This window comes from Xanthomonas sp. NCPPB 1068, assembly GCF_041479385.2.
In the GTDB taxonomy this organism is placed as follows: Bacteria; Pseudomonadota; Gammaproteobacteria; order Xanthomonadales; family Xanthomonadaceae; genus Xanthomonas; species Xanthomonas cannabis.
On record NZ_CM192986.1, the window covers coordinates 2,916,727 to 2,942,787 of the forward strand.

The window sequence follows — 26,061 nt, forward strand, 5'->3', positions numbered from 1 at the left end:
TCAAGGCCTAACGAAGATCGTGTCGACAGCTGACAGGGACGAAGAGGCATCCACGGAGTCACGATCGCGACTGAATACCGTGGTTCTGAACATATTGCAGCCGCTTTCCGACTGGTCCACGCCGCTGCCGGCGCTGCACTGCTGGGTGCAGATACTGATATTACGGGTACGGGCAACGAACACCACATCATCTCCCACTGCCTGTGCCCAGGCCGCCGGATCATAGGGAACCTGGCAATTTTCGTAGGTATATTCGGTGCCGCTGTTAATCGTGGCTTCGCGTTCCCGCACTCGACGCTCGGCTTGCTGAAAAGCGGCGTTGGCCGCCAGATAGTTTGCAGACATGCGCTCCTGCATGGTCGCGACCTGCATTCCGACAACGCCAATCAGCGCCAACAGGATCAGCATGATGAGCGCCACGTACAACACGGCACCTCGCTGCGCGGAAACGCTGTTGAAGGTGGGTATCTTCATCACTAATTACCGAATAGTCTGTTGCGAAGTGCGACCGTGGTTTCGTAAACGGACCGATACTGTCCATCGCCAGGGGGCGTGACGGTCACTGCGAGCACCGACGGCGCCACGGCGGCCTGACGGGTGGCCGCCGTCTCGGAACTTGCTCCGCGCACCAGTAAGCCGATCTGCACGGCGCCAACACGACGCCAGCGCGGTGCATTCGTAAGCCCGCCCAGGGTATTGGCGGTGTTGGTGTTGCTGATGTAACCAGATGGTGGACCGGTCAATGGCGCGCTGTCTTCCCCATACGCAAACTGCATCAACTCCACGCCCTCCACCACCTCTTCCACCGTCGTGGTCAGGCTAGTCGCGGCAGGTACCGACGTCCACCTTGCACGGTACAGCGAGGGCGTGTTGGTCTGTGCGTTCAAGGCGATGTAATAGGCAACCGACTCCGCGCGAAATAGCGAGGCATTGCCGGGACGAAATGCAAGCGCGCCATCGTAGGTACCCAGGAAAGCCAGGCTCGTCTTGTTGAGCCCACCGACGGCCACCTGCATCCCCGTAGCCGTGGGTGCCGCACTTGCCTGGAAGACCGTTGCCCCCTTGCAATCCGCGATCGCATAAAGCCCACTGCCGCCGATGGCCACCTTGGTACTACCTGCTGCCGACTCATCGGGATAGGAGATCGTTGGGTTGCTGCCCGGCGCGAATCCGGTCACCATTTCTTCGATTGGCGAAAAGTAACGCAGCACGATGATGTCGCTGCCCTTGATTGGATTCAGACCCCCCAACTCGGTCGGCAATGCCGGGCTCCAGTCGCTGGCCACCCCTGCCACCGGTGTGGCTGGCAAGGTCAAGGTGCCGCCATTTTGAGTTCCGGCAGCTTCGAAGCCCTGGATGGAGACGTCGAATCGCAACGGAAACGGCTGGTTGGCAACGGTATTGCTGTTGCGATCGGCAGCGGTCAGGAACAGCGATCGGATGTTGCCCCCCGTAGGATTGCCGCTGGCATCCGTGCTCAACAGAGATTGGTCATTGACACATCCCGCATGGCCAGCCATACGAATATCCCGCGTGAGGAAATCCATGGCGAAACGGCCATTCTCCTGATTGCGCGCGATTGCCTGGGAAAGCTGATACGCCGTGCGTGACGCCGAGAACACCTGAATCACTCCAAGCAGGAGCAGGGAGCTGATTAACAGCGCGATCATCAGTTCGATAAGCGAAAGGCCGGTGCTTGCCGCGGCTGCCGGCGGTCTTGCGTTGCTCTTCATAGACGGCTCTTCACGCTGAATGCGGTGACTTGTTTGTCGACGTCGGTCAACCAGGTCTGATCGCCCCAGCGCACCGTCACGGTCACTTCACCGTTGGATTCAAGGATGACCTGTGCCTTGCCATCCGGAAGCGCTCGCACTACATCGCATCTCCAGCGGCTCATCGCCTCAGTGGGCGAACTGTCGACCGGTCTGGCGCAGTTGGTGCCACCGATGCCATCGAAACTACCGTAAGTGATCGCGGTGTAGTATCCGACCATGCTGCGCTGAGCGCGCATCAAATCGATCACCTCGTAGGCAAGATTGCTGGCGATCGTCCGTTGCTGCGCGCTTTTGGTGAAACGGACGTTGTTCGTCTGCAGCAGCGCAAAGCCCAGCAGACCGACGCCCAGAATCAACAGCGCGATCAGGACTTCTATGAGCGAAAAGCCGGACATCCGGCGATGCGTAAGCGACCGTGGGTTGGGTCTGATCATCAGCAGTTACTCTTCACGATGCGGGTGTGGCCGGTGCTGGTCACTGTCACCGTTCGCACCAATTCCTGGCCCGAAGGGCAGGTCCCCGGACGCAGGGTCAGCACCTGATCGGCCGACGCGAGGCGACGCGCCCGGGCGTCGAATGCGACAGCGGTAACACCCGTCCCGGTGACGGTGATGTTCGGGTTGACCTTGGTGTAGCGCAGAACCGTCTCGCCCACATCAAGGGCGCCATTTGCGTTGGCATCGGACCAGGCAATCCAGCCACTGGACCATTGACCGCCGCAGGTCGTCCCGTCCGAACTCGGGCAGATTCCACCGCCACGGGTGCTACGGATTGCCTCGCTGCGCGCCAGCGCCAAGGATGCGACCAATTCGTTAGCAGTGGTGGCCGCCTGATTGGAGCGAATGACCCCTCGAAAGGACGGCAATGCAATGGCCGCCAACACGGCCACCACCGCAATCGTGACGAGAAGTTCCACCAGAGTGAAACCCCGGACACGCAGTTGATTCATCTATACGCTCCCCAGCGTTGATTGGCATAGAGTGGGAGACGTTCAGGAAGCTCGCAACCATCCGCTGACGAGCGGCAGGAAACGGCAGACAAACGTCAACGCTTGCAGGCCGTTGGCGTCGCAGTGCAGCCTTTCGTTCACGTCAGACCAGGTGCCCCCCCCTAGATGGCGACCACCAAAGTGAAACTGCGAAGATGCATTTCAACATTGCAGCCTCGGTTATGCACCGCACTCTCGGCCGTTTAGGCCGTTGCCGTGCACTGGCCGCAGCCAGGCACGGCGGCTGTCCTCAGGTCACCACCCGATAACAAGGCCGGTAATCCCCGGAAATCTTCATCCGGCGCTGTTCAACAAAGCCGCGCAGGAGCTCGTCCAGGGCCTGCATGATGTCGGGGTCGCCGTTGATTTCGAACGGGCCGAATTCTTCGATGCGGCGCATGCCGTCTTCCTTCACGTTGCCGGCGACGATGCCGGAGAAGGCGCGGCGTAGGTCGGCGGCTAATGCCGGTGCCGGGCGGCCGTGGTGCAGGTCCAGGGCGGCCATGGCCTCGTGGCTGGGCTCGAACGGTTGCTGGTACTCGAGCGGGATGTGCACCGACCAGTTGAAGTAGTACGAATCCTTCTGGTCCTTGCGGTGCGCGCGCACCTCGTGGATGCCTTCGGCCATGCGGCGCGCCACGGCGACCGGGTCGCCGACGATGATTTCGTAACGGGAGGCGGCGGCATTGCCCAGGGTCAGGCGGATGAAGCGGTCGATCTGCGCGAAGTACGGCGCGGCGATGGTCGGGCCGGTCAGGATCAGCGGGAACGGCAGGCTCGCATTTTCCTCACGCAGCAGAATGCCGAGCAGGTAAAGGATCTCTTCGGCGGTGCCGACACCGCCTGGGAACACCAGGATGCCGTGGCCGATGCGGACGAAGGCCTCCAGGCGCTTCTCGATGTCCGGCATGATCACCAGGTGGTTGACGATCGGGTTGGGCGATTCGGCCGCGATGATGCCGGGCTCGGTCACGCCGATGTAGCGCGTGTGGTGCTTGCGCTGCTTTGCATGGGCAATCGTCGCGCCTTTCATCGGGCCCTTCATCGCGCCCGGTCCGCAGCCCGTGCAGATGTCCAGGCCGCGCAGGCCTAGCTCGTAACCCACCTGCTTGGTGTAGAGATACTCGTCGCGCGAGATGGAATGCCCGCCCCAGCACACGACCAGGTTCGGGTCCGACGGCTGCAGGATGCGCGCGTTACGCAGCTGGCCGAACACCGCATTGGTGATGCCTTCGCTGGTGTCCAGATCGCCGCGCTGGGCCTCAAGCTCGATGGCCATGTAGGCCAGGTCGCGCACGACGGCGAACAGCAGCTCGGCCACGCCGCGAATGATCTCGCCGTCCACGAATGCCATCGCCGGGGCATTGATCAGATCGATGCGGATACCGCGGTCCTGCTGGTTCACCTGGATATCGAAATCCGGATACAGGTCGCGCGCGGCGCGCGGGTCGTCCGAGGCACTGCCACTGGTCAGCACGGCCAGCGCGCAACGGCGCAGCAACTCGTGCATGCCGCCACTGGAGGCATCGCGCAGCCGGGCCACTTCCGCCTTGGACAAGACGTCCAGGCCACCACGCGGGTAGATCCGCGCGTCCACCACCGGCAGCGCCCGTGCTGCCGTACTGCTGAGTTCCATAGCTTGCTCCTGTCGTATCTCAGGAACTTTAGCGTACTCACCCGCCGAAAAGAAAACGGCCGGGTTGCCCCGGCCGTTTCCGCAACACACGACACGCTAACCGCGATCAGAACTGGTAGCGGAAGCCCAGCTGCAGCGCCCAGCGGGAGATGCCGCGATCGTCATAGACCGTGGACTGGTCCGGTGTGTTGAAGCGATACACGTACTTGCCGCTGGCCGCATCGATACCGCCGTATTCCACGACACCACGCATGCCCGGGAAGCCATACTCCTCGACACGGCCCCACTTCTTGTTGAGCAGGTTGCCGACGTTCATGACGTCAAGCCAGAGGGAGGCCTTGTTGTCCTTGAAGAAGCCCGGGATCTCTTGCTCGATATGCAGATCGAACTGGTTGATCCAGGAGTTGCGTGCGCCGTTGCGCTCGGCGACCTGACCACGGCGGGCAGCCAGATACTCGTTGCCTTCGATGTAGTTCCAGAACGCCTGTTCTTCTCGAGCGGTACCGAACAGCACATCGCCGCGACCGGCCGGGATGTACAGCAGGTCGTTCAAGCGACCGTCGCCATTGGCATCGTTATCGAAGGCGTAGCTGTACGGACGACCATTGCGGCCCTGGTAGATCAGGCCCAACTTGGTTTCATAGTCGCCGAAGAACGCATGCTTCCAGTTCAAGGTGCCGAGGATGCTGTTCTTGACCTCATACGCAGCGGTCGAGGCAACATTTTCGTTGGCCTGGAAGACCGCGTTGTTGCCCAGCTGCGAACCCGAGGTCGAACTGGTCAGGCCGCTGACTTCGTCGGCGTCGGTGTAGGTGTAGTACAGGCCCCACGACCAGTCACCGCCATTGAAGGGCTTGTTCAGGCCGACGGTAAAGCTCTCGCTGCCACCCTTGTCGGTGGGACGCGCGATGATCGCATCGTTGAAACGCGGATCACGCGAACCGCGCGCATCGACCACCGAAGCGGTGCCGCGCACACAAGCCGCCGGAGCGCCGGCACCGGTCGGGTTACGGCCGTCCTCCAGCCAGCAGGCCGGATTCAAGCCTGCAGTATTCCAGTACAGGTTACGACCATCCTGACCCACGCGGCTGGTATTGCCCAGATTGAGCTGCTGGTAGTAGATCGCCTCGTTGACCTTGGTTACCACCGCCTCGGCAGATGCCACGATGCCGTACCAGGGCAGTTCGGTATCGAATGCCAGGTTGGCCTTCCACACCGACGGCTGACCCAGCTTGCTGTCGACGAAGTCGACGGACTGCGTAGCGCCATTCAACGAACCATTACCAGTCGGCTGATTGTTGATGTCAGGCGTGAAGCGAATGCCGTTGGTGTTCACCAGCGTCTGGCTGGAGAAGTTGTAATCGGTATACGCCAGGCCGGTGTTGGAGTACGGGTTGGACAACCACACGGTTGCCGCGGCACCCTGGAACAGGCCTACGCCGCCGCGCAACTGGGTGGGGCGATCGCTGTCGAATGTATAGTTGAAACCGAAGCGCGGCTCGAACAATCCGTTGCCATCGATGGTCTGGTCGTTGCGGAAGCCGAACAGCGTCGACGCGGTTGCATTGTAGGCCGGGCTGTTCTTGACCATCGGCTCGTCATAACGCACACCGAACGTCAGCGTCAGGTTGTTGTTGACGGCCCACGTATCCTGCAAGAACACGCCGACATTGCGCATGCCCCAGTTGGCCGCGATGTCGTCGATGTTGCCGCTGTTGGAGCGCGAATAACGGTAGTTCAGCGGACGATTGGCTGCGTAATCGGCAATCGAATTGAACGTGTAGGAACCGAAGACACGCTGACCGAACAGATTGAACAGGTCGTTATCTTCATAGTCGAAGCCGAACTTGACGGTGTGGTCGTTCAAGAACAACGTGCCGGCAAAGAAGGCGTTCCAGGTTTCGGTTCGCAGTTCGTTGGCCTGGGTGCTCTGCTCAGTGCCCAAGTTGACGGTGTTGTTATTGATCCGCACAGCAATGGCCGGCAGCTGCGATGCAGCGGTACGCACTGCCGAGTAATCGCGGTACGACACCTTGGCTTCGGTGGAGAACATGTCCGTCCAGTCACTGAAAAGCTGCGCCGTGTATGTCTTGAGGCTGAAATCGCGAACGTAGTGGAACGAATTCAGCGACAGCGCCTGATTGCCGAAACCATTGAGATTGGCAGTGCTCTGCTCGCTCTCGCCGTAACGAACCGACGCACGGTGCTTGTCGGAGATATTCCAGTCGAGCTTGAAGCCCTTTTCTTCCGAATCCGAATCCAGGGCCGGCAGCGCCAGGGTTCCCGGATCGAAACCATAGACATTGCGCGAGATGTCGATGATCTGATCGACCTGCGCCTGCGAAATACCGACGATATTGCTCTCGCCCGACCCCAGAGGACCGTAGCCGGAAGCGCCGGTGAACACGCCCTTGCCCTTGTACTTTTCGTAGTTGGCGAAGAAGAACAGCTTGTCCTTGATGACCGGGCCGCCCAGGGTCAAACCGTAGGTGGTTTCGTTGTCGAACAGCTGCGGACGGATGTCATTCTGGTTCTTGCCCGACCAATCGTTCTCACGGTAGGTGCCGTACACCGATCCGTGGAATTCGTTGGTACCGGACTTGGTGACCGCATTGATCACGCCGCCGGTGGCGCCGGTGATGGTCACGTCGTAGTTGGCCACGTCGACGGAGATTTCGTCGATGACATCCATCGAGAACGGCTGGCGAGGCGTCGGCAGGCCGTTGGATTCGAGACCGAACGCGTCGTTGGTGCTGATGCCATCGACGCGGATCAGGTTGAAGCGCGGATTCTGGCCGCCCACGGAAATCTCGTTACGCGCCTTGTCGGTCTGCGCCACACGCGGATCCAGGCGCACATAGTCCTGCAGGTTGCGGTTGATCGACGGCAGCGATTCGATCTGCTCGCGGGTCACGTTGGTGCCCGTGCCCATCTTGTTGGCGCTGAACAGCGCCGAGCCGTAGTCGCCACCGATGGCCTGCACCGCGCCAAGCGTGGTGACGTCGCCGCCCAGGGAAGCGTCGACGCTATTGACCTGATTGAGGTTCAGGTACACGCCCTCTTCGGTCTTGGTGCCTTCGCCGGACTTGGTGATGGTGATCGTGTACGGCCCACCCACACGCAGGCCGCGCGCGTTGTAGCGTCCGCTGGCATCGGTGGTGGCGCGGCTGACGGTGCCCGATTCGACGTGGGTGATCGTGACTTCGGCATTCGGGACCGGCTGGCCGCCGCTGCTGGTGACCAAACCAGCGACGCCGGCGGAGGTGCTCTGGGCAAAGACAGGGGCAGCAGCGAGTGCGGCGACAAGGCCAAGCGTCAGCTTGGACATGCGAAGACAACGGGGGTGGGTCATTTCGGTAGCCTCGATACAGGTTGGGCAGTGACAAAAAGGCGCAGTCAGCCCAACCGTTCCCGGGGGTGGGCTGCCGATGATCTGGGGTCCCTTGCCGCGCGGCTGGTTGCTGCCGCAACGGTTAACAACAGATTAACACGCTAAGGCCTGATTGTGACGGCGGCGTGACAAAGTTCGCGCAGTGCAACATGAACTGCCCATGTGAAGGCGCACACGCTAGGGCGCACCGGGTCGCAGAGAGAGCGAGACGTGCGTCTCGGCATATCGAGGAGTCGCGGCTTGGAGTCTCGCCGCGCACTCACCACGCCCTTCCGCGCGGATGGCGGCAACCGGTCAGGCGACCCGCCTGATGACAAGCGTCTTAAATCGAAACCGGCAGCTTGAAGTACGTGCCCAAGCCATCCAGGAACATCTGCACCGAGATGGCGACCAACAACATCCCCATCAGACGCTCGACAGCGGTCAATGCGCGGTGACCGAGCAGCTTGTACAGCAACGGCGCCGAGGCCAGGATCGAGGAAGCGCCGATCCAGGCGATCATCAGCGCCAGGCTCCAGTCCCACAGACGCGTGGGCTCGTTACTGCCCATCAGCATGACCGCGGCCATGCCGGACGGGCCAGCCACCAGCGGGATGGCCAACGGCACGATGAAGGGCTCGCCATCGGGGATCTCGCCCATCAGGCCCTCCGGCCGCGGGAAGATCATGCGGATGCCGATCAGGAACAGCACGATGCCGCCGGCGATCGCCACCGATTCCTGACGTAGATGCATCAACTCCAGCGCGTATTTACCGCCCCACAGGAACGCCATCAACACACACAAGGCGATCAGCAGCTCGCGCGCCAGCACGAAACGCTGGCGCTTGGGCGGGAGCGGCTTGAGCACGCTGAGAAAGACCGGGATGTTGCCCAGCGGGTCAAGAATCAAAAATAGCAGCAGGGCTGCCGAAAGAATGGTCATGCCGAAGGGCTCCAGATCGCACCGCGGTGCGGAGCACCTGCCATGGACAACAGGGTGACGCAGGCCGACGCCGCCACTGCGGGGTCGGCCGCCTGGCTGTCTTCCTGATGGGTAAAGGCACGCGCACGCAACGCGGTGCGCATCGGGCCGGGCTGCAGGCCGTGGATACGCACCGGGCCGGCGGCGGTTTCGTGGTGCAGGCTGGCGATCAAGCCGTGCTGGGCGTACTGGGCAGCCCCATACGCGCCCCAGTACGCCTGACCGATCCGTGCAGCATCGTCCACGACGAGCACCACTGCCGCATCGCGCTGCTGCCGCAGCAGCGGCAGGCAGGCCTGCGTCAACCATGCCCGTGCGGTGAGGTTGACGTGGATGCTGCGGGCGAAGTCTGCCGGCGCCGCGAGTTCGGCCGGCGTCAGACCGCCGAACTCGGCCGCACACTGCAGCAGGCCGTGCAGACCGCCCAGTTCGCTCTGCAACCGTTGTGCGAGCACCGCATAGTCGTCGGGCGTGGCACCTGCCAGATCCAGCGGATACAGCAATGGCTCGGGGCCGAGCTTGGCCACCGCGTCATACACGCGCTCCAGCGGCCGCAGTTTGCGGCCGAGCAGCACCAGCGTGGCACCGGCCGACGCGCACGCCTGTGCAGCAGCGCTGCCCAGCCCGCCGGCGGCGCCGGTCACCAGCACGACCCGCCCGGCCAAGGCAGCCGCTTCGGGCTGGCCCTGCACTTCGGTCACGGCTGATAGGCCTCGCTGACAATGCGCTTGAGCTCGCCGGCTTCGAACAGTTCCAGCGTGATGTCGCAACCGCCGATCAACTCGCCGTGGATGAACAGTTGCGGGAAGGTCGGCCAGTTGGAATAGCGCGGCAGATTCGCGCGCACTTCGGGTTCTTCCAGCACGTTGACCGTGCGCAGCTGGTCGGCGCCGGCAGCGACCAGCGCCTGCACCGCGCGACTGGAAAAGCCGCACATCGGGTACTGCGGGGTGCCTTTCATGAACAGCACGATGGGGTGTTGTTCGACTTCGGCCTGGATCCGTTCCATCACCGGCATTGGACTCTCCTGACTGGGAGCGGCAGGCCCGACCGCCGGGTCGGATAGACTTCCGCAAAGGCGCGCATTGTAAGCCTTCACGCGACCTGCCGCCGGACTCCTTTCGCTGCCCTTGCCACCATGCCGATCGAACACGTTGCACTGCCCTACTCCCGCGCCGCCCTCGAGCCGCACCTTTCGTCCGCGACACTGGAGTCGCACCACGGCATCTGTCATCGCAACGAGGTCGAACGGCTCAATGCGCGCATCGAAGGCAGCGAGTTTGCCGAGCTGACGCTGGAAGAGATCATCGCGCAGGCGCAGGGCACGCTGTTCCACCTGGCGGCACAGGTGTGGAACCACAACTTCTACTGGCAGTGTCTGCGCCCACGCGGCGGCGGCGAACCGCTGGGCAGGTTGGCCGACAGCATCGCCGCATCATTCGGCGATTTCGTGCATTTCAGGCAGGAGTTCAATCGCGTGGCCTTGAGCACCTTCGGCTCGGGCTGGACCTGGCTGGTGCAGCGCCCGGATGGCACCCTGGCCATCGTTGCCACGCCCAACGCCTCCACGCCGCTCACCGGGCCAGACACCCCGCTGCTCGCCTGCGACATCTGGGAGCACGCTTATTACCTGGACTACCAGCAGGACCGCGCGCACTACCTGGACGCGTTCTGGAAACTGATCAACTGGGACTTCGTGGGTAGCCGATTGAGCTGACCCTCGCAGCGGCAACCGATTCGGTTACCGCTCGCGGCACAACCCACGCGCTTCAGCAGCGCAGGCCCGTCCTTCCTGTCCTTGAGCGGCATCCCGGTACACTGCCGAACGTGGGCACCGCCGCGTAAACCGCAACGCGCTAGTCAGCCTTCCTGCAGACGCCCGACCACCGGCGCGACCTGTGCATCGCGCTGCAATGCCTTGCCCGCCTGCACCAGCGCAGTCGCCAGCGCCTGCGGTGTATCGGCACGTAAGCTGGCATGCCCGACCTTGCGGCCCTCGCGTGCCTGCTTGCCGTAGTCGTGCCAATGCCCGCCCGGCACAGCCAGGAATGCACCCGCAGCGGGCATGCTGCCCAGCCAGTTCAGCATGCAGGCATGTCCACGCATCGCGGTGCTGCCCAATGGCAGGCCAAGCACCGCACGCACATGATTTTCGAACTGCGAGGTCTCGGCGCCTTCGATGGTCCAGTGGCCGGAGTTATGCACCCGCGGCGCGATCTCGTTGGCGAGCAGCTGGCCATCGCGCACGAACAGCTCCAGCGCGAACACGCCCACATAGTCCAGCCTGTCGGCAATCGCACGTGCATGCGCTTCGGCAGCCGTCTGCAACGCCTCGTCCACCCGGGCGGGCGCGAGACTGGCCGACAGCACACCGCCCACGTGCCAGTTTTCGGTCAGCGGCCAGGCACGGAATTCACCGTCGCGGCCACGCACGGCGACTACGCTGACTTCGCGTTGAAACGGCACGAACGCCTCAAGGATCAGCCCCACCGTGGCCCCCTGCGCGCCCAGCGCGTCCCAGGCGGCATCAGCGTCTGCAAGCGTCTTGATCCGGAACTGGCCTTTGCCGTCGTAGCCAAAGCGGCGGGTCTTGAGCACGCACGGTGCACCGATCTGCGCCAACGCCGCATCCAGGCCGGCGCGATCGTCGATGGCGGCGAACGCCGGCACCGGAATGCCCAGCTCGCGAAACAGGGTCTTTTCGCTGAGCCGATCCTGCGCCACTGCCAGGGCATCCGGGCCTGGGAAAACCGGTACCTGCGCGGCAAGGTGCTGCGCGGCGGCGGCCGGCACGTTCTCGAAATCGAAGGTGATCACATCCACTTGCGCGGCGAATGCGGCCAGGGCCGCCGTATCGTCGAACGCGCCAACCTGCAGCGGCGCCAGCTGCCCTGCGCAGGCATCGGCCGCCGGGTCGAACACCGCAAAGCGCAGGCCGAGCGGCGCACCGGCCAGCACCAGCATGCGCGCCAGCTGGCCGCCACCGAGAATGCCAACGGTACTCATTGGCGCGGGTCGTCGCTGGCCATCACATCGTCGGTCTGCCTGGCACGGAACTGCGCCAGCGCATCACCGACCTGCGGCAGCTCCCGCGCCAGCATCGCCGCTGCGAACAGGGCCGCATTCGCTGCGCCGGCATTGCCGATCGCAAAGGTGGCCACCGGGATCCCGGCCGGCATCTGCACGATCGACAGCAGCGAATCCATGCCGTTGAGCGCCTTGGACTGCACCGGCACGCCAAGCACCGGCACCGCGGTCTTGGCGGCCAGCATGCCCGGCAGATGCGCCGCGCCGCCGGCACCGGCGATGATTGCGCGCAGGCCGCGCTCGCCTGCCTGCTCGGCATAGGCGAACAACACATCCGGGGTGCGGTGCGCGGAGACCACCTTGACTTCGTACGGCACGCCCAGCGCATCGAGCTTCTGAGCTGCGTGTTGCATGGTGTCCCAATCCGAACGGGAGCCCATCACGATGCCGACCAGCGGCGCGGAGTGGTTGGAGGTCATGGCCCTGCCCTGCGGTAAAGACGTATTCTAGCCAATCTCCACGCACGACAAGACTTCGATGGATCGCAAATTGCTCGACCTGCTGTGCTCGCCCGATACCCGTCAGCCGCTTTCGCTGCTGGACGGCAAGGGCCTGGAAGCACTCAACACCGCCATCGCCGGCGGAAGCCTGCAGCGCGCCGACGGCACCGTGCAGGCACAGCCGCTGCGCGAGGCGCTGATCACCCGCGATCGCAAGCAGATCTTCCGCGTCGATGACGGCATCCCGGTCTTGCTGGCCGAAGAAGCCATCGCGACCGCGCAGATCACCGGCTTCCCCGAAAAGTGAGTTCGCCCGTCCGCACCGCGCCGGAGCCGCCGCCCGCGGCGCTGATCGATGCCGACGTGGCGCGCGCGCTGGCCGAAGACATCGGCAGCGGCGATGTCACCGCGGCATTGCTGCCCGACCAGGCAGACAGCGCGTATCTGCTGTGCAAACAGGACGCGGTGATCGCCGGCAGGCCGTGGTTCGACGCCACCCATCGCACGCTCGACCCGCAGGTGCGCATCGACTGGCAGGTGCACGAAGGTCAGCAGGTCAGCGCCGGCAGCGTGCTCGCGCTGCTGCATGGGCGCAGCCGGAGCCTGGTCAGCGCCGAGCGGACCTCGCTCAACTTCCTGCAGACCTTGTCTGCTACCGCCACCACCACCGCTGCGTACGTAGCAGCCGTCGCGGGCACCGGCGCGCGCATCCTGGACACGCGCAAGACGCTGCCAGGCTTGCGCCTGGCGCAGAAATACGCGGTGCGCTGCGGCGGTGGCGACAATCACCGTATCGGCCTGTTCGACACGGTGATGCTGAAAGAAAACCATATCCGCGCGGCCGGCTCGCTCAGCGCCGCCGTGCATGCCGCACGCGCGCAGCAACCGCAGCTGCCGCTGGTGGTGGAAGTGGAAACGCTGGAGCAGCTGCGCGAGGCATTGCATGTCGGTTGCACGCGCATCCTCATCGACGACTTCGACCCGGCCATGCGCCGCGAGGCCGTGCGTATCGCAGCGTCGCTGCCGCGCGATCGACGCATTCCACTGGAAGTCTCCGGCAGCGTCGACCTGGCGGGCATCCGCGCAATTGCACAGGACGGCGTGGACTGCATCTCCATCGGCGGCCTGACCAAGCATGTGCAGGCGGTGGATCTCTCGCTCAAACTCGGCCCGCCCCCGCCGTGATTTCACGCGTGCGCGCAGGCCGCTCTGGCAGCCTGCGCGGACTGATTTCGTGCGGAATGTTCGATGACTGTAAGACCCTGGCCGTGGATGTGCTTGCTGCTTGCTGGATTGGGAGGCAGCGCGGCGGCGGCGGAAGTGTGCGATATGCCGCCGCGCTTCGGCACCAGCCCCGCCGCCATCGCCATCGTGCGCACGGCCTGCAATGAGCACCGTCTGTGGCAGCACCCGTTTATCGATGCCAAGGGGCGGCTGGCCAGCCTCGGCGTGACCGAAGCCGAATCCGGATACCTGGCCGACCATGGCGTTGTCGCATGGCAACGCGTGGCCGGCTACTGGCGCGACAGCGGCACGCTCGCCTCGATGGGCGGCCGCCCCGGTGCATCCAGCTGCGCCGCGCTGGATGGCACGCGCTACACCGCCAGCGATTGCCGCGCGTTCCTGATCGACAACCCGTGGTCGGCCGCCTTCATTTCGTGGGTGATGACCCAATCCGGCCTCGGCGGCTTCCATCGTTCCGCGCGCCATCTGGACTACATCCGCAGCGCGTACAACGACGGTGCCACCGGGCCGTACCAGTTCGCCGACCCAGCCGTCGAAAAGCCTGCGCCCGGTGACATGTTGTGCCTGTTGCGCGGCCGCAGCGTGGCGCTCGGCTATGCGGGTCTAAAGGCTGCGCTGGGTGGCAGCGCACCGATGCCGTGGCAATCGCATTGCGATGTGGTCGTCGCTGCCAACGTCGGGGGCGATCGCACCCTGTACCTGATCGGCGGCAATGTGTTCAATACGGTAATGATGCGCAAGATGCCGCTGGATCGCGCAGGCCGTGTGGTGTTACCGCCCCCGCAGTCCGACAGCAGCCAGGACCAGAACGAAGACAGTCTCGGGATCGCCAGCGAATGCACGCCAGCGCACGAGGAACTCTGCGACTTCAACCGACGCGATTGGGCCGCACTGCTGAAGCTGCGCCCGGATGCGGCAGTGGTCAGTCCGCCACCGACGGCGCCGCTGCCGCCACCCGGCATCGTGCCCGCGGAACAAACGATGCCGCCAGGCTTTCCACGCGTCGTGCCGCCGCGCCCGGAGACGCAGCCTGCGCAGACGCAACAGCAACCTGAGTAGAGCCGGTTTCAAGGCCCCTCTGCTGCGGGAGAGGGGTTGGGGTAAGGGTGCGGGCGAAGCCACTTACATTGCGAATATCACGAGGCTTTGCACGTACCCTCATCCGCCCCCTTGGGGCACCTTCTCCCGGAGGGAGAAGGAATCAAAGTCCCTCTGTTGCGGGAGAGGGGTTGGGGTGAGGCTGCGGGGCGAAGCCGCTGCAGCATTGAAACTGCACGCGGCTTCGCTCGTAGCCTCGTTACCCCTGCAGGGTACTTTTCGCGCTGGGAAAGAAACAACGCACGAGTTATTCCGAGCCAACAACGAAAAAGCGGGCCGAAGCCCGCTTTTTCGTCACGCATCATGCGTCACGCGTGATGCATCAGCCAGCAGCACTTACTCGGCCGAAGCCGGCACGCCCTCGCCTTCTTCCACTGCCTTGATCGACAGGCGGATGCGGCCCTGCTTGTCCACTTCCAGCACCTTGACGCGCACCAGATCGCCTTCCTTCAGCTTGTCGCCGACCTTCTCCACGCGCTCGCTGGAGATCTGCGAGACGTGCACCAGGCCGTCCTTGCCCGGCAGGATGGTGACAAACGCACCGAAGTCCATGATCTTGGCGACCTTGCCTTCGTAGATGCGGCCCGGCTCCACGTCCGAGGTGATCTGCTCGATACGCGACTTCGCTGCTTGCGCAGCAATGGCGTTGACCGAGGCGATGATGATCGTGCCGTCGTCCTGGATGTCGATCTGGGTACCGGTTTCCTTGGTGATCGCCTGGATGGTCGAGCCACCCTTGCCGATCACTTCGCGGATCTTGTCCGGGTGGATCTTGATGGTCAGCAGACGCGGCGCGTAGTCGCTCAGCTCCTGACGCGGGGCGGTCAGTGCATGCGCCATCTCGCCCAGGATGTGCAGACGGCCGGCCTTGGCCTGCTGCAATGCCTGCCTCATGATCTCTTCGGTGATGCCTTCGATCTTGATGTCCATCTGCAGCGCGGACACGCCTTCGGCAGTACCGGCCACCTTGAAGTCCATGTCGCCGAGGTGATCTTCGTCACCCAGGATGTCCGACAGCACGACGAAGTCGTTGCCTTCCTTGACCAGACCCATCGCGATACCCGCAACCGGCGCCTTGATCGGCACACCGGCGTCCATCAGCGCCAGCGAGCTGCCGCAGACCGATGCCATCGACGAGGAACCGTTGGACTCGGTGATTTCCGAGACAACGCGGATGGTGTACGGGAATTCTTCCAGGCTCGGCATCACGGCGAGGACGCCGCGCTTGGCCAGACGGCCGTGGCCGATCTCGCGACGCTTCGGCGCACCGAAACGACCGCACTCGCCCACCGAGTACGGAGGGAAGTTGTAATGGAACAGGAAGTTCTCTTTGTACTCGCCCGAGACGGCGTCGATGACCTGACCGTCGCGCGCGGTGCCGAGCGTGGTGATCACGATCGCCTGCGTTTCGCCACGGGTGAACAGTGCCGAGCCGTGGGTACGCGGCAACACGCCGGCCTTGGCACTGATCGGACGCACGGTGTCCAGCGCACGGCCGTCGATACGCACCTTGGTGCTCAGCACCGAGCCACGCATGGTCTGGTATTCCAGCTCGCCGAATTCCTTGGCCAGATCACCGGCAGCCCAGCCTTCGATCGTGGCGCGCGGCGCCAGCGAACCCAGCACGTCCTTCTTGATCGCCGAAATCGCATCGCGGCGTTGCAGCTTGTCGCGCACCTGGAAAGCCGACGCGAGCTGCTCGCCCACTGCTTCCTTCAGTGCGGCGATCATGCCGTCGTTCTTGGCCGGAGCCACCCAATCGGACGGCTTGGTACCGGCCTCGACGGTCAGCTCGTTGATGATGTTGATGACCTTCTGCATCTCGCGATGGCCGAACGTCACCGCGCCCAGCATCACTTCTTCCGACAGCAGCTCGGCTTCGGACTCGACCATCAGCACCGCGTTGGCGGTACCGGCCACGACCAGCTCCAGCTGCGAATCCTTCAGCTCGGTCACGGTCGGGTTGAGGATGTATTCGCCATTCTTGTAACCGACCTTCGCCGCAGCGATCGGGCCGTTGAACGGGGTACCGGCCAGCGACAGCGCGGCCGATGCGCCGATCAGCGCGGCGATATCGCCGTCGATGTCGGGGTTCATCGACATCACGGTGGCGATGATCTGCACTTCGTTCTTGTAGTCCTCCGGGAACAGCGGACGGATCGGGCGATCGATCAGGCGCGAGATCAACGTTTCCTTCTCGGTCGCGCGTCCTTCGCGCTTGAAGAAGCCGCCCGGGATGCGGCCGCCGGCGTAGAACTTCTCCTGATAATCGACCGTCAGGGGGAAGAAGTCCTGCCCTTCGCGCGCGCTCTTGGCGGCGACGGCGGTGACCAGCAGTACGGTGTCGTCGAACTTGACGATGACGGCGCCGCCTGCCTGGCGAGCGATTTCGCCCGTCTCAAGAGTGACGGTGTGCTTGCCGTACTGGAAGGTTTTGGTGATTTTTGCCACGGAGGTTTTTTCCCTTAGGTGTTGCTGTCTGCGTTGGACCGTCGTCGACCCATGCCGAGAACGGGCGGCCGGGAGGCTCCGGCCCAAGAATGCGTGTTGCAGTAACTTAGTGCGATTGACCAAAACAAAACCGCGGCGCATCGCTGCGCCGCGGCGGTAGGACTCGATTAGCGGCGCAGGCCGAGCTTCTCGATCAAGGACTTGTAACGATCGTTGTCCTTCTTCTTCAGGTAGTCGAGCAGGCTGCGGCGACGGTTGACCATCTGCAGCAGGCCACGACGGCTGTGGTGATCCTTCTTGTGGGTCTTGAAGTGACCGGTCAGCAGCTCGATGCGGGCGGTCAGCAGAGCGACCTGCACTTCCGGCGAACCGGTGTCCTGGGCGCTGCGCTTGTTGTCTTCAATAACTTTCTGGGTGTCGACGGACATGATGTTTTCTCGATAGACGCGTGGTCGACAGGAACGTGCGTGACGCACCGCCGGACTCGCCGTTTGCTTGGGATGAGCGCGCTTGGCGCTGAGGTGCCCCGATCGGGGCCGCGAAATTGTACCGTCGCACGGCCCGGGTAACAAGTTGACTAAACCTTAACAAGTCAATTCTTGGTTCAGTCCGTTGAACAATCGCTGCGGCGACAGACGTCCGTCGGCGTCCACCAGGCCAAGTCCCGACGGGCTTCCATCCGGCCCGAACACGGCCACCTGCCCCGCCGGGAAGGCCGGATCGCGCAGCCGCTGCCCCATCCGGAACCGGGCCGCATGCGCCTCATCGAGCGTGATCTGCGCAAAATCGGCCAGCCCGGCCTGGATCGGCAGCAGCAGATCTTGCGCTTGCGTGCCCATCTCCAGCGCGGCGGCCAGCTGTTCCAGGGTGATCATCTGCGGCGCACGGAACGGCTCCACCCAGCGCCGACGCAGCGACGCGATATGCGCACCGCAGCCGAGCACCTCGCCCAGGTCGCGAGCCAGGCTGCGGATGTAGGTGCCCGAGCCGCAGGTCACGCGCAGCTGCAGACGCGGCGCGCCATAGCCCAGCACTTCGATCGCCTGCACCTCGACCTCGCGCACCGGCGCCTCGATGACGTCGCCACGCCGGGCCTTGGCGTACAGCGGCTCCCCGCCCTGCTTGAGCGCGGAATAGATCGGCGCCTGCTGCTGGATGCGGCCGACAAAAGGCAGCAATGCGGCACGCAACGCGTCTTCGCCAAGCTCGGGCACCGCACGCACACGCAACGGCTCTCCATCGGCATCGTCGGTGTCGGTGGTAACGCCCAGCACGATCTCGGCGTCGTAGGCCTTGGCCGAGCCGAGCAGCAAACCGGCGATCTTGGTGGCTTCGCCAAAGCAGAGCGGCAGCAGGCCGGTGGCCAGAGGATCCAGGCTGCCGGTATGGCCGCCCTTTTCCGCCCGCAGCAGCCGGCGCGCGGCCTGCAATGCAGTGTTGGAACTCAGCCCGGCCGGTTTATCCAGCAATAGGATACCGTGCAACGGGCGATAGACGATGCGGGGTTTCAAAGGATCGGTGCTCGAATCGGGCGCCGTGCGCGCCCGCGGGAATCAGGGCCGCAGCAAAGGCGGCAGGCCGTCACAGCGCTCAGCGCGGCTCGGCATCTTCGTCGCTGGACGTGGCATCGGGGCCAACGTCGTCCAGGTCACGCAACAGATTGTCGATGCGCTCGCCGCGATCGACCGAGTCGTCGTAATGGAAGTGCAGCTCCGGCACGTGACGCAATTTCATTGCACGCGCCAACTGCGAGCGCAGCTGGCCGGCAATCTCCTTGAGCCCTTTCACTGCTTCGGCCGAGCGCTCCTGCTGCAACGCGGTGACGAACACCTTGGCATGCGCCAGGTCGCGGCTGATTTCGACATCGGAAACGCTGACCGACGGCAGGCCGTGGTCGCGCACGGCCGCGTGCACGATCGTGCCGAGGTCGCGACGCACCTGTGCAGACACGCGGTCGGTGCGATGGAATGATTTGGTTGGCATGGTCGTGGACCTGGTTGATTCGGAGGGCCAGATGGCACCGAAGCCAAAAACGAACGTGGGCGGCCATGCCGCCCTCGCCTTGCAGAACTTGCACGCAGCATCGGCTGCGTAGAGAACCGGGGCCTGCAGGCCCCGGCCTCCATTACAGCGTGCGGGCAACCTCGATACGCTCGAAGCACTCGATCTGGTCGCCAGCCTTGACGTCGTTGTAGGCCTTCACGCCGATACCGCACTCGGTACCGTTGCGCACTTCCTCGACGTTTTCCTTGAAGCGACGCAGCGATTCCAGCTCGCCCTCGAACACCACGACGCTGTCGCGGAGCACGCGGATCGGCTTGCTGCGCTTTACCACGCCCTCGACGATCATGCAGCCTGCAACCGCGCCGAACTTGGAGCTGCGGAACACATCGCGCACCTGCGCAATACCGATGATCTCTTCGCGGATTTCAACACCCAGCAGACCGGATGCCACCTGCTTCACCTGATCGATCACGTCATAGATGATCGAGAAGTAACGCAGGTCGATACCGTTGGACTCGACGATCTTGCGCGCCGATGCATCCGCACGCACGTTGAAGCCGATGATCGTGGCCTTGGACGCAGCTGCCGAATTCGCATCCGACTCGGTGATGCCACCCACGCCGGAGTGGATCACGTTGATGCGGATGTCGTCGTTGGACAATGCCACCAGCGACTGCTTCAGCGCCTCCACCGAACCCTGTACGTCGGCCTTGATCACCAGGTTCAACACCTGCTGACCTTCACCCTTGCCCATCTGGGCCAGGATGTCTTCCATGCGGTTGCTGGCCGAGGCCACCAGGCGCGATTCGCGACGCTTGGTCTCGCGCTGCTGCGCCACGTCCTTGGCCAGACGCTCGTCGTCGACGACCACGAAGTCGTCACCGGCTTCCGGCACGCCGGACAGGCCGAGCACCTGCACCGGAATCGACGGGCCCGCCGAGGCCGGCTGATGGCCGGTCTCGTCGAACAGCGCACGCACGCGGCCGTACTGGATGCCGCACACCAGGTAATCGCCACGCTTCAGCGCGCCCTGCTGCACCAGCACCGTCGCGACCGGGCCACGGCCCTTGTCCAGCGAGGATTCGATGACGGTACCGCTGGCGCGGCCTTCGGCCACTGCCTTGAGTTCCAGCACTTCGGCCTGCAACGAGATCGCATCCAACAGCGTGTCCACGCCGGTACCGACCTTGGCCGACACTTCGATAAACTGGGTATCGCCGCCGAAATCTTCGGCCACCACATTTTCGGCCAGCAGTTCGTTCTTGACCCGCAACGGATCCGCGCCGGCCTTGTCGATCTTGTTCACTGCCACGATCAGCGGCACACCGGCCGCCCTGGCATGCGCCACCGCTTCCTTGGTCTGCGGCATCACGCCGTCATCGGCAGCCACCACCAGCACCACGATGTCGGTGATCTTGGCACCGCGTGCACGCATCGAGGTAAACGCGGCATGGCCGGGCGTATCCAGGAAGCTGATGACGCCACGACCGGTTTCGACGTGGTACGCACCGATGTGCTGGGTGATGCCGCCGGCTTCGCCGGAGGCGATCTTGGTGCGGCGGATATAGTCCAGCAGCGAGGTCTTGCCGTGATCGACGTGACCCATGATGGTCACCACCGGCGGACGCGGCGAGGCATCGCCCTGCGCATCTTCGGCGTGCGCCAGCAGCGCATCCTCGAAGTCGGCATTGTCGGCACGCACGGCCTTGTGGCCGAGTTCCTCGGTCACCAGCGCGGCGGTATCGTGATCGATGCTCTGGGTGATGGTCGCCATGACGCCCATCTTAAACAACGCCTTGACCACGTCGCCGCCCTTGAGCGCGAGCTTCTGCGCCAGGTCGGCCACGGTGATGGTCTCGCCGATCGCCACCTCACGTACCACCGGTGCGGTGGGACGCTCGAACCCGTGCGGGCCGCTGTTGCCCTGGTTACCACCACGGCCACCATCGTTGCCGCGACGCGACGACGACGAACCCGGACGCCCGGTCGGCTTGCCACGCACATTGGAACGGCGCGCACGGTCGGCGGCGGACAGATGCAACTGCCCGGCAAAGCGCTTGGTCGCATCGTCGTCTTCGACGCCGGCCACCATGACGTGCGAACCGCGCGTCTTGTGCTTGGCCGCGTTGTTGCGGTCGTCCGGACGGGCCGGCGTCGCCGGGCGCGATGCGGGCGAGGCGCCAGCCGGACGGGCCGGACGCGGCGCGGAAGACGGCGAGGACGGTGCACGTGCGGCAGGCGCCGACGGCGTCGGCGCAGCAGCAACCGGGGCCGGCGCGCTGGCAGCCGCAGCGGCTTCCTCGGCAGCCTTGCGCTCGGCTTCTGCACGGTCCTTTGCCGCCTGCTCTTCCTCGCGCTTGCGCTGAATTGCTTCATCGCGCACGCGGTCGCTTTCGGCCAACGCCTGCTGCTCGTCGAGATTGCGCTGACGCGAGGCGGCGAGCTTGGCCAGGATGTCGGCGCGCTCTTCGTCCGGCGTCATCGGCGCGGCGCGGCCGCTGCCTTCGTTCTCGGATTTCACGTAGGTACGCTTCTGCCGCACTTCCACGTTGACGGTGGTTTTGGTGCGACCGGCGTTGACCGTGACTTCCTGCAGCTTGCGCCGGTTGAGGGTGATCTTCTTGGCTGCTTCGCTGGCCGCATCGGCGGGCGTGTCGGCCTTGCCATGCGTGCGACGCAGGAAGCCAAGCAGTTTCATCTTCTCGGTGCTGGTCACGACCTGGTCGGGACCGCTGAACTTCATTCCGGCCTCGGCCAGTTGAACCAGCAGTTTATCGACCGGCGTATTGACCAGTTCGGCAAGCTTGCGGATGGTGGTTTGCTGCGACATTCGGATCCTATGATCTGGTTGGCGCCCCCTCGCCCAGAGCAAGGGATACGCTGATTCTAAGCCCTGATGGGGTCAGGGCGCGGTTCATTGCCGGCTCATTCGCCGCGCTCCAAACGGGCGATCTCCTCGGCGCGGGCCGCCAGGATCAGCGCCGCGGCGCGCTCCTGGGTCATGCCCTCGATGCCGAAGTCGACGATCTCGTCCGCGGCCAGGTCGGACAAGTCCTCGCTGGTGCGCACGCCGTGCTCGGCCAGAGCAAAGGCCGTTTCCTCGTCCATCCCCTCCAGCGCCAGCAGGTCCTCGGTGGGCTGAGTCCCTTCCAGGCCTTCTTCCTCGGCCAGCGCAGCGTTGAGCAGCGCATCGCGGGCACGGGCACGCAGTTCCTCGACGATGTCTTCGTCGAAGCCTTCCACCGCCAGCAACTCGCCGACCGGCACGTAGGCGATTTCTTCCACCGTGTTGAAGCCTTCGGACACCAGGATCGCGGAGATTTCCTCGTCCACTTCCAGGCGGTCCATGAACAGCTGGCGTGCCGACGCCTGTTCAGCCTCGGACTTGGCAGCCACCTGGTCGGCGGTCATCACGTTGAGCTGCCAACCGGTCAGGCGGCTGGCCAGACGCACGTTCTGACCGCCCTTGCCGATCGCCTGGGCCAGGCGGTCTTCTGCCACAGCCAGGTCCATCGAATGCTTTTCTTCGTCGACGATGATCGACTGCACTTCGGCCGGCGCCATCGCGTTGATCACGAAGTTGGCCGGATTCTCGTTCCACAACACGATATCCACGCGCTCGCCATTGAGCTCGTTGGACACCGCCTGCACGCGCGAACCGCGCATACCGATGCACGCGCCGATCGGATCGGTGCGGGTGTCGTGCGCAATCACCGCGATCTTGGCGCGGTCGCCCGGGTCGCGTGCGCAGGCCTTGATCTCGACCAGGCCCTGGCCCACTTCCGGCACTTCGAGCTTGAACAGCTCGATCATGAATTCCGGCGCAGCGCGGCTGATGAACAGCTGCGGGCCACGCGGCTCGGAACGCACCTCGGCCAGGTAGCCGCGCACACGGTCGCCCGGGCGCAGCACGTCGCGCGGAATGCCCTTGTCCTTCGGAATGAAGGCCTCGGCATTACCACCCAGATCGACAAAGATGTTGCCGCGCTCGGCGCGCTTGACCACACCGGTGATCAGCTCGCCCACGCGGTCCTTCCATGCATCCACGACCTGCTGGCGCTCGGCCTCGCGCACACGCTGCACGATCACCTGCTTGGCGGCCTGCGCGGCGATGCGGCCGAAATCCGGGTTTTCGATCTGCTCTTCGATGTAGTCGCCCACATCCACGCCGTCGGCTTCGTCGATGGCATCCATCAGGCGCACCTGGCGGTCCGGCGACTCCATCACCACATCGTCGGCCACCACTTCCCAACGGCGGAAGGTTTCGTAGTTACCGTCCTTGTGATCGATGGTCACGCGCGTCAGCACGTCCTGGTCGGGATAGCGCTTCTTCGCTGCGGACGCCAACGCGGCCTCGATCGCATCGAAGATCACTTCGCGCGGCACGCCCTTTTCGTTGGCTACCGCATCCACTACCAGCAAAAGTTCCTTGCTCATTTCGTCACTCCGCGCGCGGCTTGCCAGCCGCCGACTCGTTGGATGGTTTCTTCTTGTCGTGCCCGGGTTTTTTCGGGCCGGGCTTATTCGGTTTTTGCGGTGCCAGGCCCAGAGCGACCCAATCCGGCACGATGCGCGCCTTGTCGATATTGTCGAAACCGATCTGTAGGTCCTTGCCGTCCACCGCAAACACGACGGCATCGGCGTCGGCCTCGATCCGTAGAATCTGGCCCTGGAAGCGGCGCCGACCATCCTGCGCAAGCTTCAACACGATCTTGGCGGACTCGCCGGCGTGACGCGCGAACTGCTCGAGGGTGAACAACGGACGATCCACACCCGGCGACGACACCTCGAGGGTGTAATTGCCGCTGATCGGGTCTTCGACATCGAGCTGGGCTGACACTTCGCGGCTCACGCGCTCGCAGTCGTCGACGTTGATCACGCGCTCGGGCTGTTCGGCCAGCGGCACATCGATATACAGGCGCAATGTGGCGCCACCTGGAGCGGGAAGATACTCCACGCCCAGCAGTTCCAAGCCCAGGGACTCAACCGTTGGACTCAGCAGATTCGCGATTTCGGTCGCTTTTTCGCTCACAGACTGCCCTGATCAGATGATTGCCAGTAGAACCCCGGCAACCGGCAGCTAACTTTCCGGTTCCGGAAAAAACAAGGGGCCCGATGGGCCCCTTGCGTGAAAAAAGCCCGACCTCTCAGGGTCGGCGTAAAGACGGGAACAAGCGTCCTTACGATCCAAGAAGTTGAATCACTGCGGTAAAGCAACAATTCGAAACTTGGTAGCGGGGGCAGGATTTGAACCTGCGACCTTCGGGTTATGAGCCCGACGAGCTGCCAGACTGCTCCACCCCGCAGCAGAAGCGGAATTATGAAGAACTTGAGCGGCAATTGCAAGCCCTAGTTTTTCATCTGTTGGACACCGTGGCGGGTGTCTAACGTCGCGGCGAATGATACCCGCAATGCAACAAAAACGAAACACTTATCACGACTTTATTTCAATCTCTCGCCGCATGCCTGGGGCCAGAGCCGCCGCGCGTGCGGCGCAACGCAGCCTGCTTACGCGAGACCGGCGAAGGCGCGCTGGCACCACACCATGATCGGGCTCCAGGCCAGGCCGAGAGCGAGCAAGGCCAATGCGTTGACGCCCAGCACCGTTCCCAGCACGCGGTCGTTGTTGGCCGGCAAAGGCTCGCCCACCGGCTCGTCGAAGTACATGACCTTGATGACACGCAGGTAGTAGTACGCACCGATCACGGCACAGATTACGCCGACCAAGGCCAGCCACAGCATGTCGCCCTTCACCGCAGCGCCAAGCACGGCCAGCTTCGTCCAGAAGCCCAGAAACGGCGGAATACCTGCAAGCGAGGCCATGATGCACAGCACCAGGCCCGCCATCCACGGATTACGCGCATTGAGCCCCTTGAAGTCGTCGATGTTCTCGGCTTCGAAGCCATTACGCGACAGCGCGATGATGGCGCCGAACGAGGCGGTCGACATGATGGTGTAGCTGACCGCATAGAACATCGCGGCGGCGTACCCCTCCTCTCCACCACCGGCCACGCCCATCAGCAAAAAGCCGATATGCGAGACCGTGGAGTACGCGAGCATGCGCTTGAGATTGCTCTGTGCGATGGCCATCAGGTTGCCGATAACCAACGACACCGCCGACAGGCCGCCGATCAGCAGATGCCATTGCGGCGACAGCGGGCCCATGCCCACTTCCAGCAGACGGTACGCCATGCCGAACGCCGCCAGCTTGGGCGCCGAGCTGATGAACAGCGCGATGGGAGCCGGCGCGCCCTGATAGACGTCGGGCAGCCACATGTGGAACGGGGCCGCACCCAGCTTGAACGCAACGCCGGCGATCATGAAGATGGTGCCGGTCAACAGCAGCGTGCGCTCGCCCGAGCCATCGATTGCGTCATGGATGCCGGCCAGGCTCAAGGTGCCCGTGGCGCCATAGACCAGTGACATGCCATACAGCAGCAGGCCCGACGCCAGCGAACCAAGTACGAAATACTTCATGGCCGCTTCGGTGGCCAGACCGTTGTCGCGGTTGGAGGCCACCAGGGCATAGGAGCACAGCGCCAGCAGCTCCAGGCCGAGGTAGACCATCAACAGGCTACCGGCGGAGGCGAGCAGCATCATGCCGGCGGTGGCGAACAGCACCAGTACCGGAATCTCGCCCTGATACAGATTGCGTTCGCGCAGGTAAGTCCAGCCGTACACCAGGCTCAGACCGCTGACCAGCACGATGACGGTCTTCATGACGTCCGCCGCGGTATCACGCACGAACATGCCGTGGAAGATCTCGCCCTGCCCGCCCGTACCGGTCGCCAGCAGTGCGAACACCACGGCGAGAACAGCGACGGAAAACAGGTGGGTCCAGACCTTGTTCCGCTGGCTCACGAACAGGTCGAGCATCAGCAGTGCGAAGGCGCCGCCGATCAGCACCAGCTCCGGAACGAGCGGAGCCAGGTCAGCGGTGGTCAACGGCGTGAGCGTTGGCGTGGTCATCATCAAATCCTGGAGT

At 63.9% G+C, this 26,061-nt stretch carries 23 protein-coding genes and 1 tRNA gene; 4 read left to right on the forward strand and 20 right to left on the reverse strand.

Going from position 1 to position 26,061, the window contains the following annotated elements; genetic code table 11:
- From ACCQ12_RS12360 to grxD, 9 genes are all read right to left on the reverse strand, one after another.
- The gene (locus ACCQ12_RS12360; RefSeq protein WP_047693142.1) at positions 1-474 is read right to left on the reverse strand and encodes a pilus assembly PilX family protein; all 474 of its coding nucleotides are present in this window, start codon (positions 472-474) and stop codon (positions 1-3) included.
- A 2-nt stretch (positions 475-476) separates the two neighbouring features.
- The gene (locus ACCQ12_RS12365) at positions 477-1,733 is read right to left on the reverse strand and encodes a PilW family protein (RefSeq protein WP_372381847.1); all 1,257 of its coding nucleotides are present in this window, start codon (positions 1,731-1,733) and stop codon (positions 477-479) included.
- A complete protein-coding gene (gene pilV, locus ACCQ12_RS12370; RefSeq protein WP_372381848.1) occupies positions 1,730-2,209 on the reverse strand; it encodes a type IV pilus modification protein PilV in 480 nt (159 codons plus the stop codon). Before pilV ends, ACCQ12_RS12365 begins: the two co-directional genes overlap by 4 nt.
- Complete coding sequence (locus tag ACCQ12_RS12375) at positions 2,209-2,724, reverse strand: GspH/FimT family pseudopilin (RefSeq protein ID WP_047693146.1); 516 nt, start codon at positions 2,722-2,724, stop codon at positions 2,209-2,211. The genes pilV and ACCQ12_RS12375 overlap by 1 nt, the downstream gene beginning before the upstream one ends.
- 289 nt (positions 2,725-3,013) lie before the next feature.
- Positions 3,014-4,399 (reverse strand): nucleotide 5'-monophosphate nucleosidase PpnN, encoded by a 1,386-nt coding sequence (gene ppnN, locus ACCQ12_RS12380; RefSeq protein ID WP_372381849.1) that lies wholly within the window; start codon positions 4,397-4,399, stop codon positions 3,014-3,016.
- A 106-nt stretch (positions 4,400-4,505) separates the two neighbouring features.
- A complete protein-coding gene (locus ACCQ12_RS12385) occupies positions 4,506-7,751 on the reverse strand; it encodes a TonB-dependent receptor (RefSeq protein ID WP_166745160.1) in 3,246 nt (1,081 codons plus the stop codon).
- A 361-nt stretch (positions 7,752-8,112) separates the two neighbouring features.
- Entirely contained in the window at positions 8,113-8,712 is a 600-nt protein-coding gene (locus tag ACCQ12_RS12390; RefSeq protein ID WP_039407493.1) for a YhgN family NAAT transporter, read from the reverse strand.
- On the reverse strand, positions 8,709-9,452 hold the full coding sequence (locus tag ACCQ12_RS12395; protein ID WP_372381850.1) for an SDR family NAD(P)-dependent oxidoreductase: 744 nt from the start codon (positions 9,450-9,452) through the stop codon (positions 8,709-8,711). Before ACCQ12_RS12395 ends, ACCQ12_RS12390 begins: the two co-directional genes overlap by 4 nt.
- Positions 9,449-9,769 (reverse strand): Grx4 family monothiol glutaredoxin, encoded by a 321-nt coding sequence (gene grxD / locus ACCQ12_RS12400; RefSeq protein ID WP_039407489.1) that lies wholly within the window; start codon positions 9,767-9,769, stop codon positions 9,449-9,451. The genes ACCQ12_RS12395 and grxD overlap by 4 nt, the downstream gene beginning before the upstream one ends.
- 120 nt (positions 9,770-9,889) lie before the next feature.
- Between grxD and ACCQ12_RS12405 the strand changes: the two genes are divergently transcribed.
- Complete coding sequence (locus ACCQ12_RS12405) at positions 9,890-10,468, forward strand: superoxide dismutase (RefSeq protein WP_039563610.1); 579 nt, start codon at positions 9,890-9,892, stop codon at positions 10,466-10,468.
- A gap of 143 nt (positions 10,469-10,611) precedes the next feature.
- Here the strand turns inward: ACCQ12_RS12405 and ACCQ12_RS12410 are convergent, their stop codons facing one another.
- Together ACCQ12_RS12410 and purE are read right to left on the reverse strand one after the other, a co-directional pair.
- On the reverse strand, positions 10,612-11,757 hold the full coding sequence (locus tag ACCQ12_RS12410; protein WP_372381851.1) for a 5-(carboxyamino)imidazole ribonucleotide synthase: 1,146 nt from the start codon (positions 11,755-11,757) through the stop codon (positions 10,612-10,614).
- A complete protein-coding gene (gene purE, locus ACCQ12_RS12415; protein ID WP_372381852.1) occupies positions 11,754-12,257 on the reverse strand; it encodes a 5-(carboxyamino)imidazole ribonucleotide mutase in 504 nt (167 codons plus the stop codon). Before purE ends, ACCQ12_RS12410 begins: the two co-directional genes overlap by 4 nt.
- Positions 12,258-12,315: 58 nt before the next feature.
- Here purE and ACCQ12_RS12420 point away from each other — a divergent pair, with 58 nt between their 5' ends.
- The 3 genes from ACCQ12_RS12420 (at position 12,316) to ACCQ12_RS12430 (ending at position 14,582) form a co-directional block, all read left to right on the forward strand.
- Positions 12,316-12,585 (forward strand): Trm112 family protein, encoded by a 270-nt coding sequence (locus ACCQ12_RS12420; RefSeq protein WP_372381853.1) that lies wholly within the window; start codon positions 12,316-12,318, stop codon positions 12,583-12,585.
- Positions 12,582-13,463: a carboxylating nicotinate-nucleotide diphosphorylase gene (nadC, locus tag ACCQ12_RS12425; RefSeq protein ID WP_372381854.1), complete on the forward strand. Its 882-nt coding sequence runs from the start codon at positions 12,582-12,584 to the stop codon at positions 13,461-13,463. Before ACCQ12_RS12420 ends, nadC begins: the two co-directional genes overlap by 4 nt.
- A gap of 63 nt (positions 13,464-13,526) precedes the next feature.
- Positions 13,527-14,582, forward strand: a complete 1,056-nt coding sequence (locus ACCQ12_RS12430) for a DUF2272 domain-containing protein (RefSeq protein WP_372381855.1) — start codon at positions 13,527-13,529, stop codon at positions 14,580-14,582.
- 375 nt (positions 14,583-14,957) lie between these two features.
- Here ACCQ12_RS12430 and pnp read toward each other — a convergent pair whose 3' ends face one another.
- The 9 genes from pnp to nuoN all read right to left on the reverse strand — a co-directional run bounded on the left by pnp (position 14,958) and on the right by nuoN (position 26,045).
- Complete coding sequence (gene pnp, locus ACCQ12_RS12435; RefSeq protein WP_372381856.1) at positions 14,958-17,072, reverse strand: polyribonucleotide nucleotidyltransferase; 2,115 nt, start codon at positions 17,070-17,072, stop codon at positions 14,958-14,960.
- 167 nt (positions 17,073-17,239) lie between these two features.
- On the reverse strand, positions 17,240-17,500 hold the full coding sequence (gene rpsO, locus ACCQ12_RS12440) for a 30S ribosomal protein S15 (RefSeq protein ID WP_005991399.1): 261 nt from the start codon (positions 17,498-17,500) through the stop codon (positions 17,240-17,242).
- A 156-nt stretch (positions 17,501-17,656) separates the two neighbouring features.
- On the reverse strand, positions 17,657-18,583 hold the full coding sequence (gene truB, locus ACCQ12_RS12445) for a tRNA pseudouridine(55) synthase TruB (protein ID WP_372381857.1): 927 nt from the start codon (positions 18,581-18,583) through the stop codon (positions 17,657-17,659).
- Positions 18,584-18,662: 79 nt separating this feature from the next.
- The gene (rbfA, locus tag ACCQ12_RS12450; protein ID WP_039407461.1) at positions 18,663-19,055 is read right to left on the reverse strand and encodes a 30S ribosome-binding factor RbfA; all 393 of its coding nucleotides are present in this window, start codon (positions 19,053-19,055) and stop codon (positions 18,663-18,665) included.
- Between the two features lie 142 nt (positions 19,056-19,197).
- Entirely contained in the window at positions 19,198-21,906 is a 2,709-nt protein-coding gene (gene infB, locus ACCQ12_RS12455) for a translation initiation factor IF-2 (protein ID WP_372381858.1), read from the reverse strand.
- A 95-nt stretch (positions 21,907-22,001) separates the two neighbouring features.
- On the reverse strand, positions 22,002-23,513 hold the full coding sequence (gene nusA, locus ACCQ12_RS12460) for a transcription termination factor NusA (protein WP_039407455.1): 1,512 nt from the start codon (positions 23,511-23,513) through the stop codon (positions 22,002-22,004).
- A gap of 4 nt (positions 23,514-23,517) precedes the next feature.
- Positions 23,518-24,108 (reverse strand): ribosome maturation factor RimP, encoded by a 591-nt coding sequence (gene rimP / locus ACCQ12_RS12465; RefSeq protein WP_047693160.1) that lies wholly within the window; start codon positions 24,106-24,108, stop codon positions 23,518-23,520.
- A 197-nt stretch (positions 24,109-24,305) separates the two neighbouring features.
- Positions 24,306-24,382: transfer RNA gene (locus ACCQ12_RS12470), tRNA-Met, on the reverse strand.
- Between the two features lie 202 nt (positions 24,383-24,584).
- Positions 24,585-26,045 (reverse strand): NADH-quinone oxidoreductase subunit NuoN, encoded by a 1,461-nt coding sequence (gene nuoN / locus ACCQ12_RS12475; RefSeq protein ID WP_372381859.1) that lies wholly within the window; start codon positions 26,043-26,045, stop codon positions 24,585-24,587.
- Positions 26,046-26,061 lie beyond the last annotated feature (16 nt).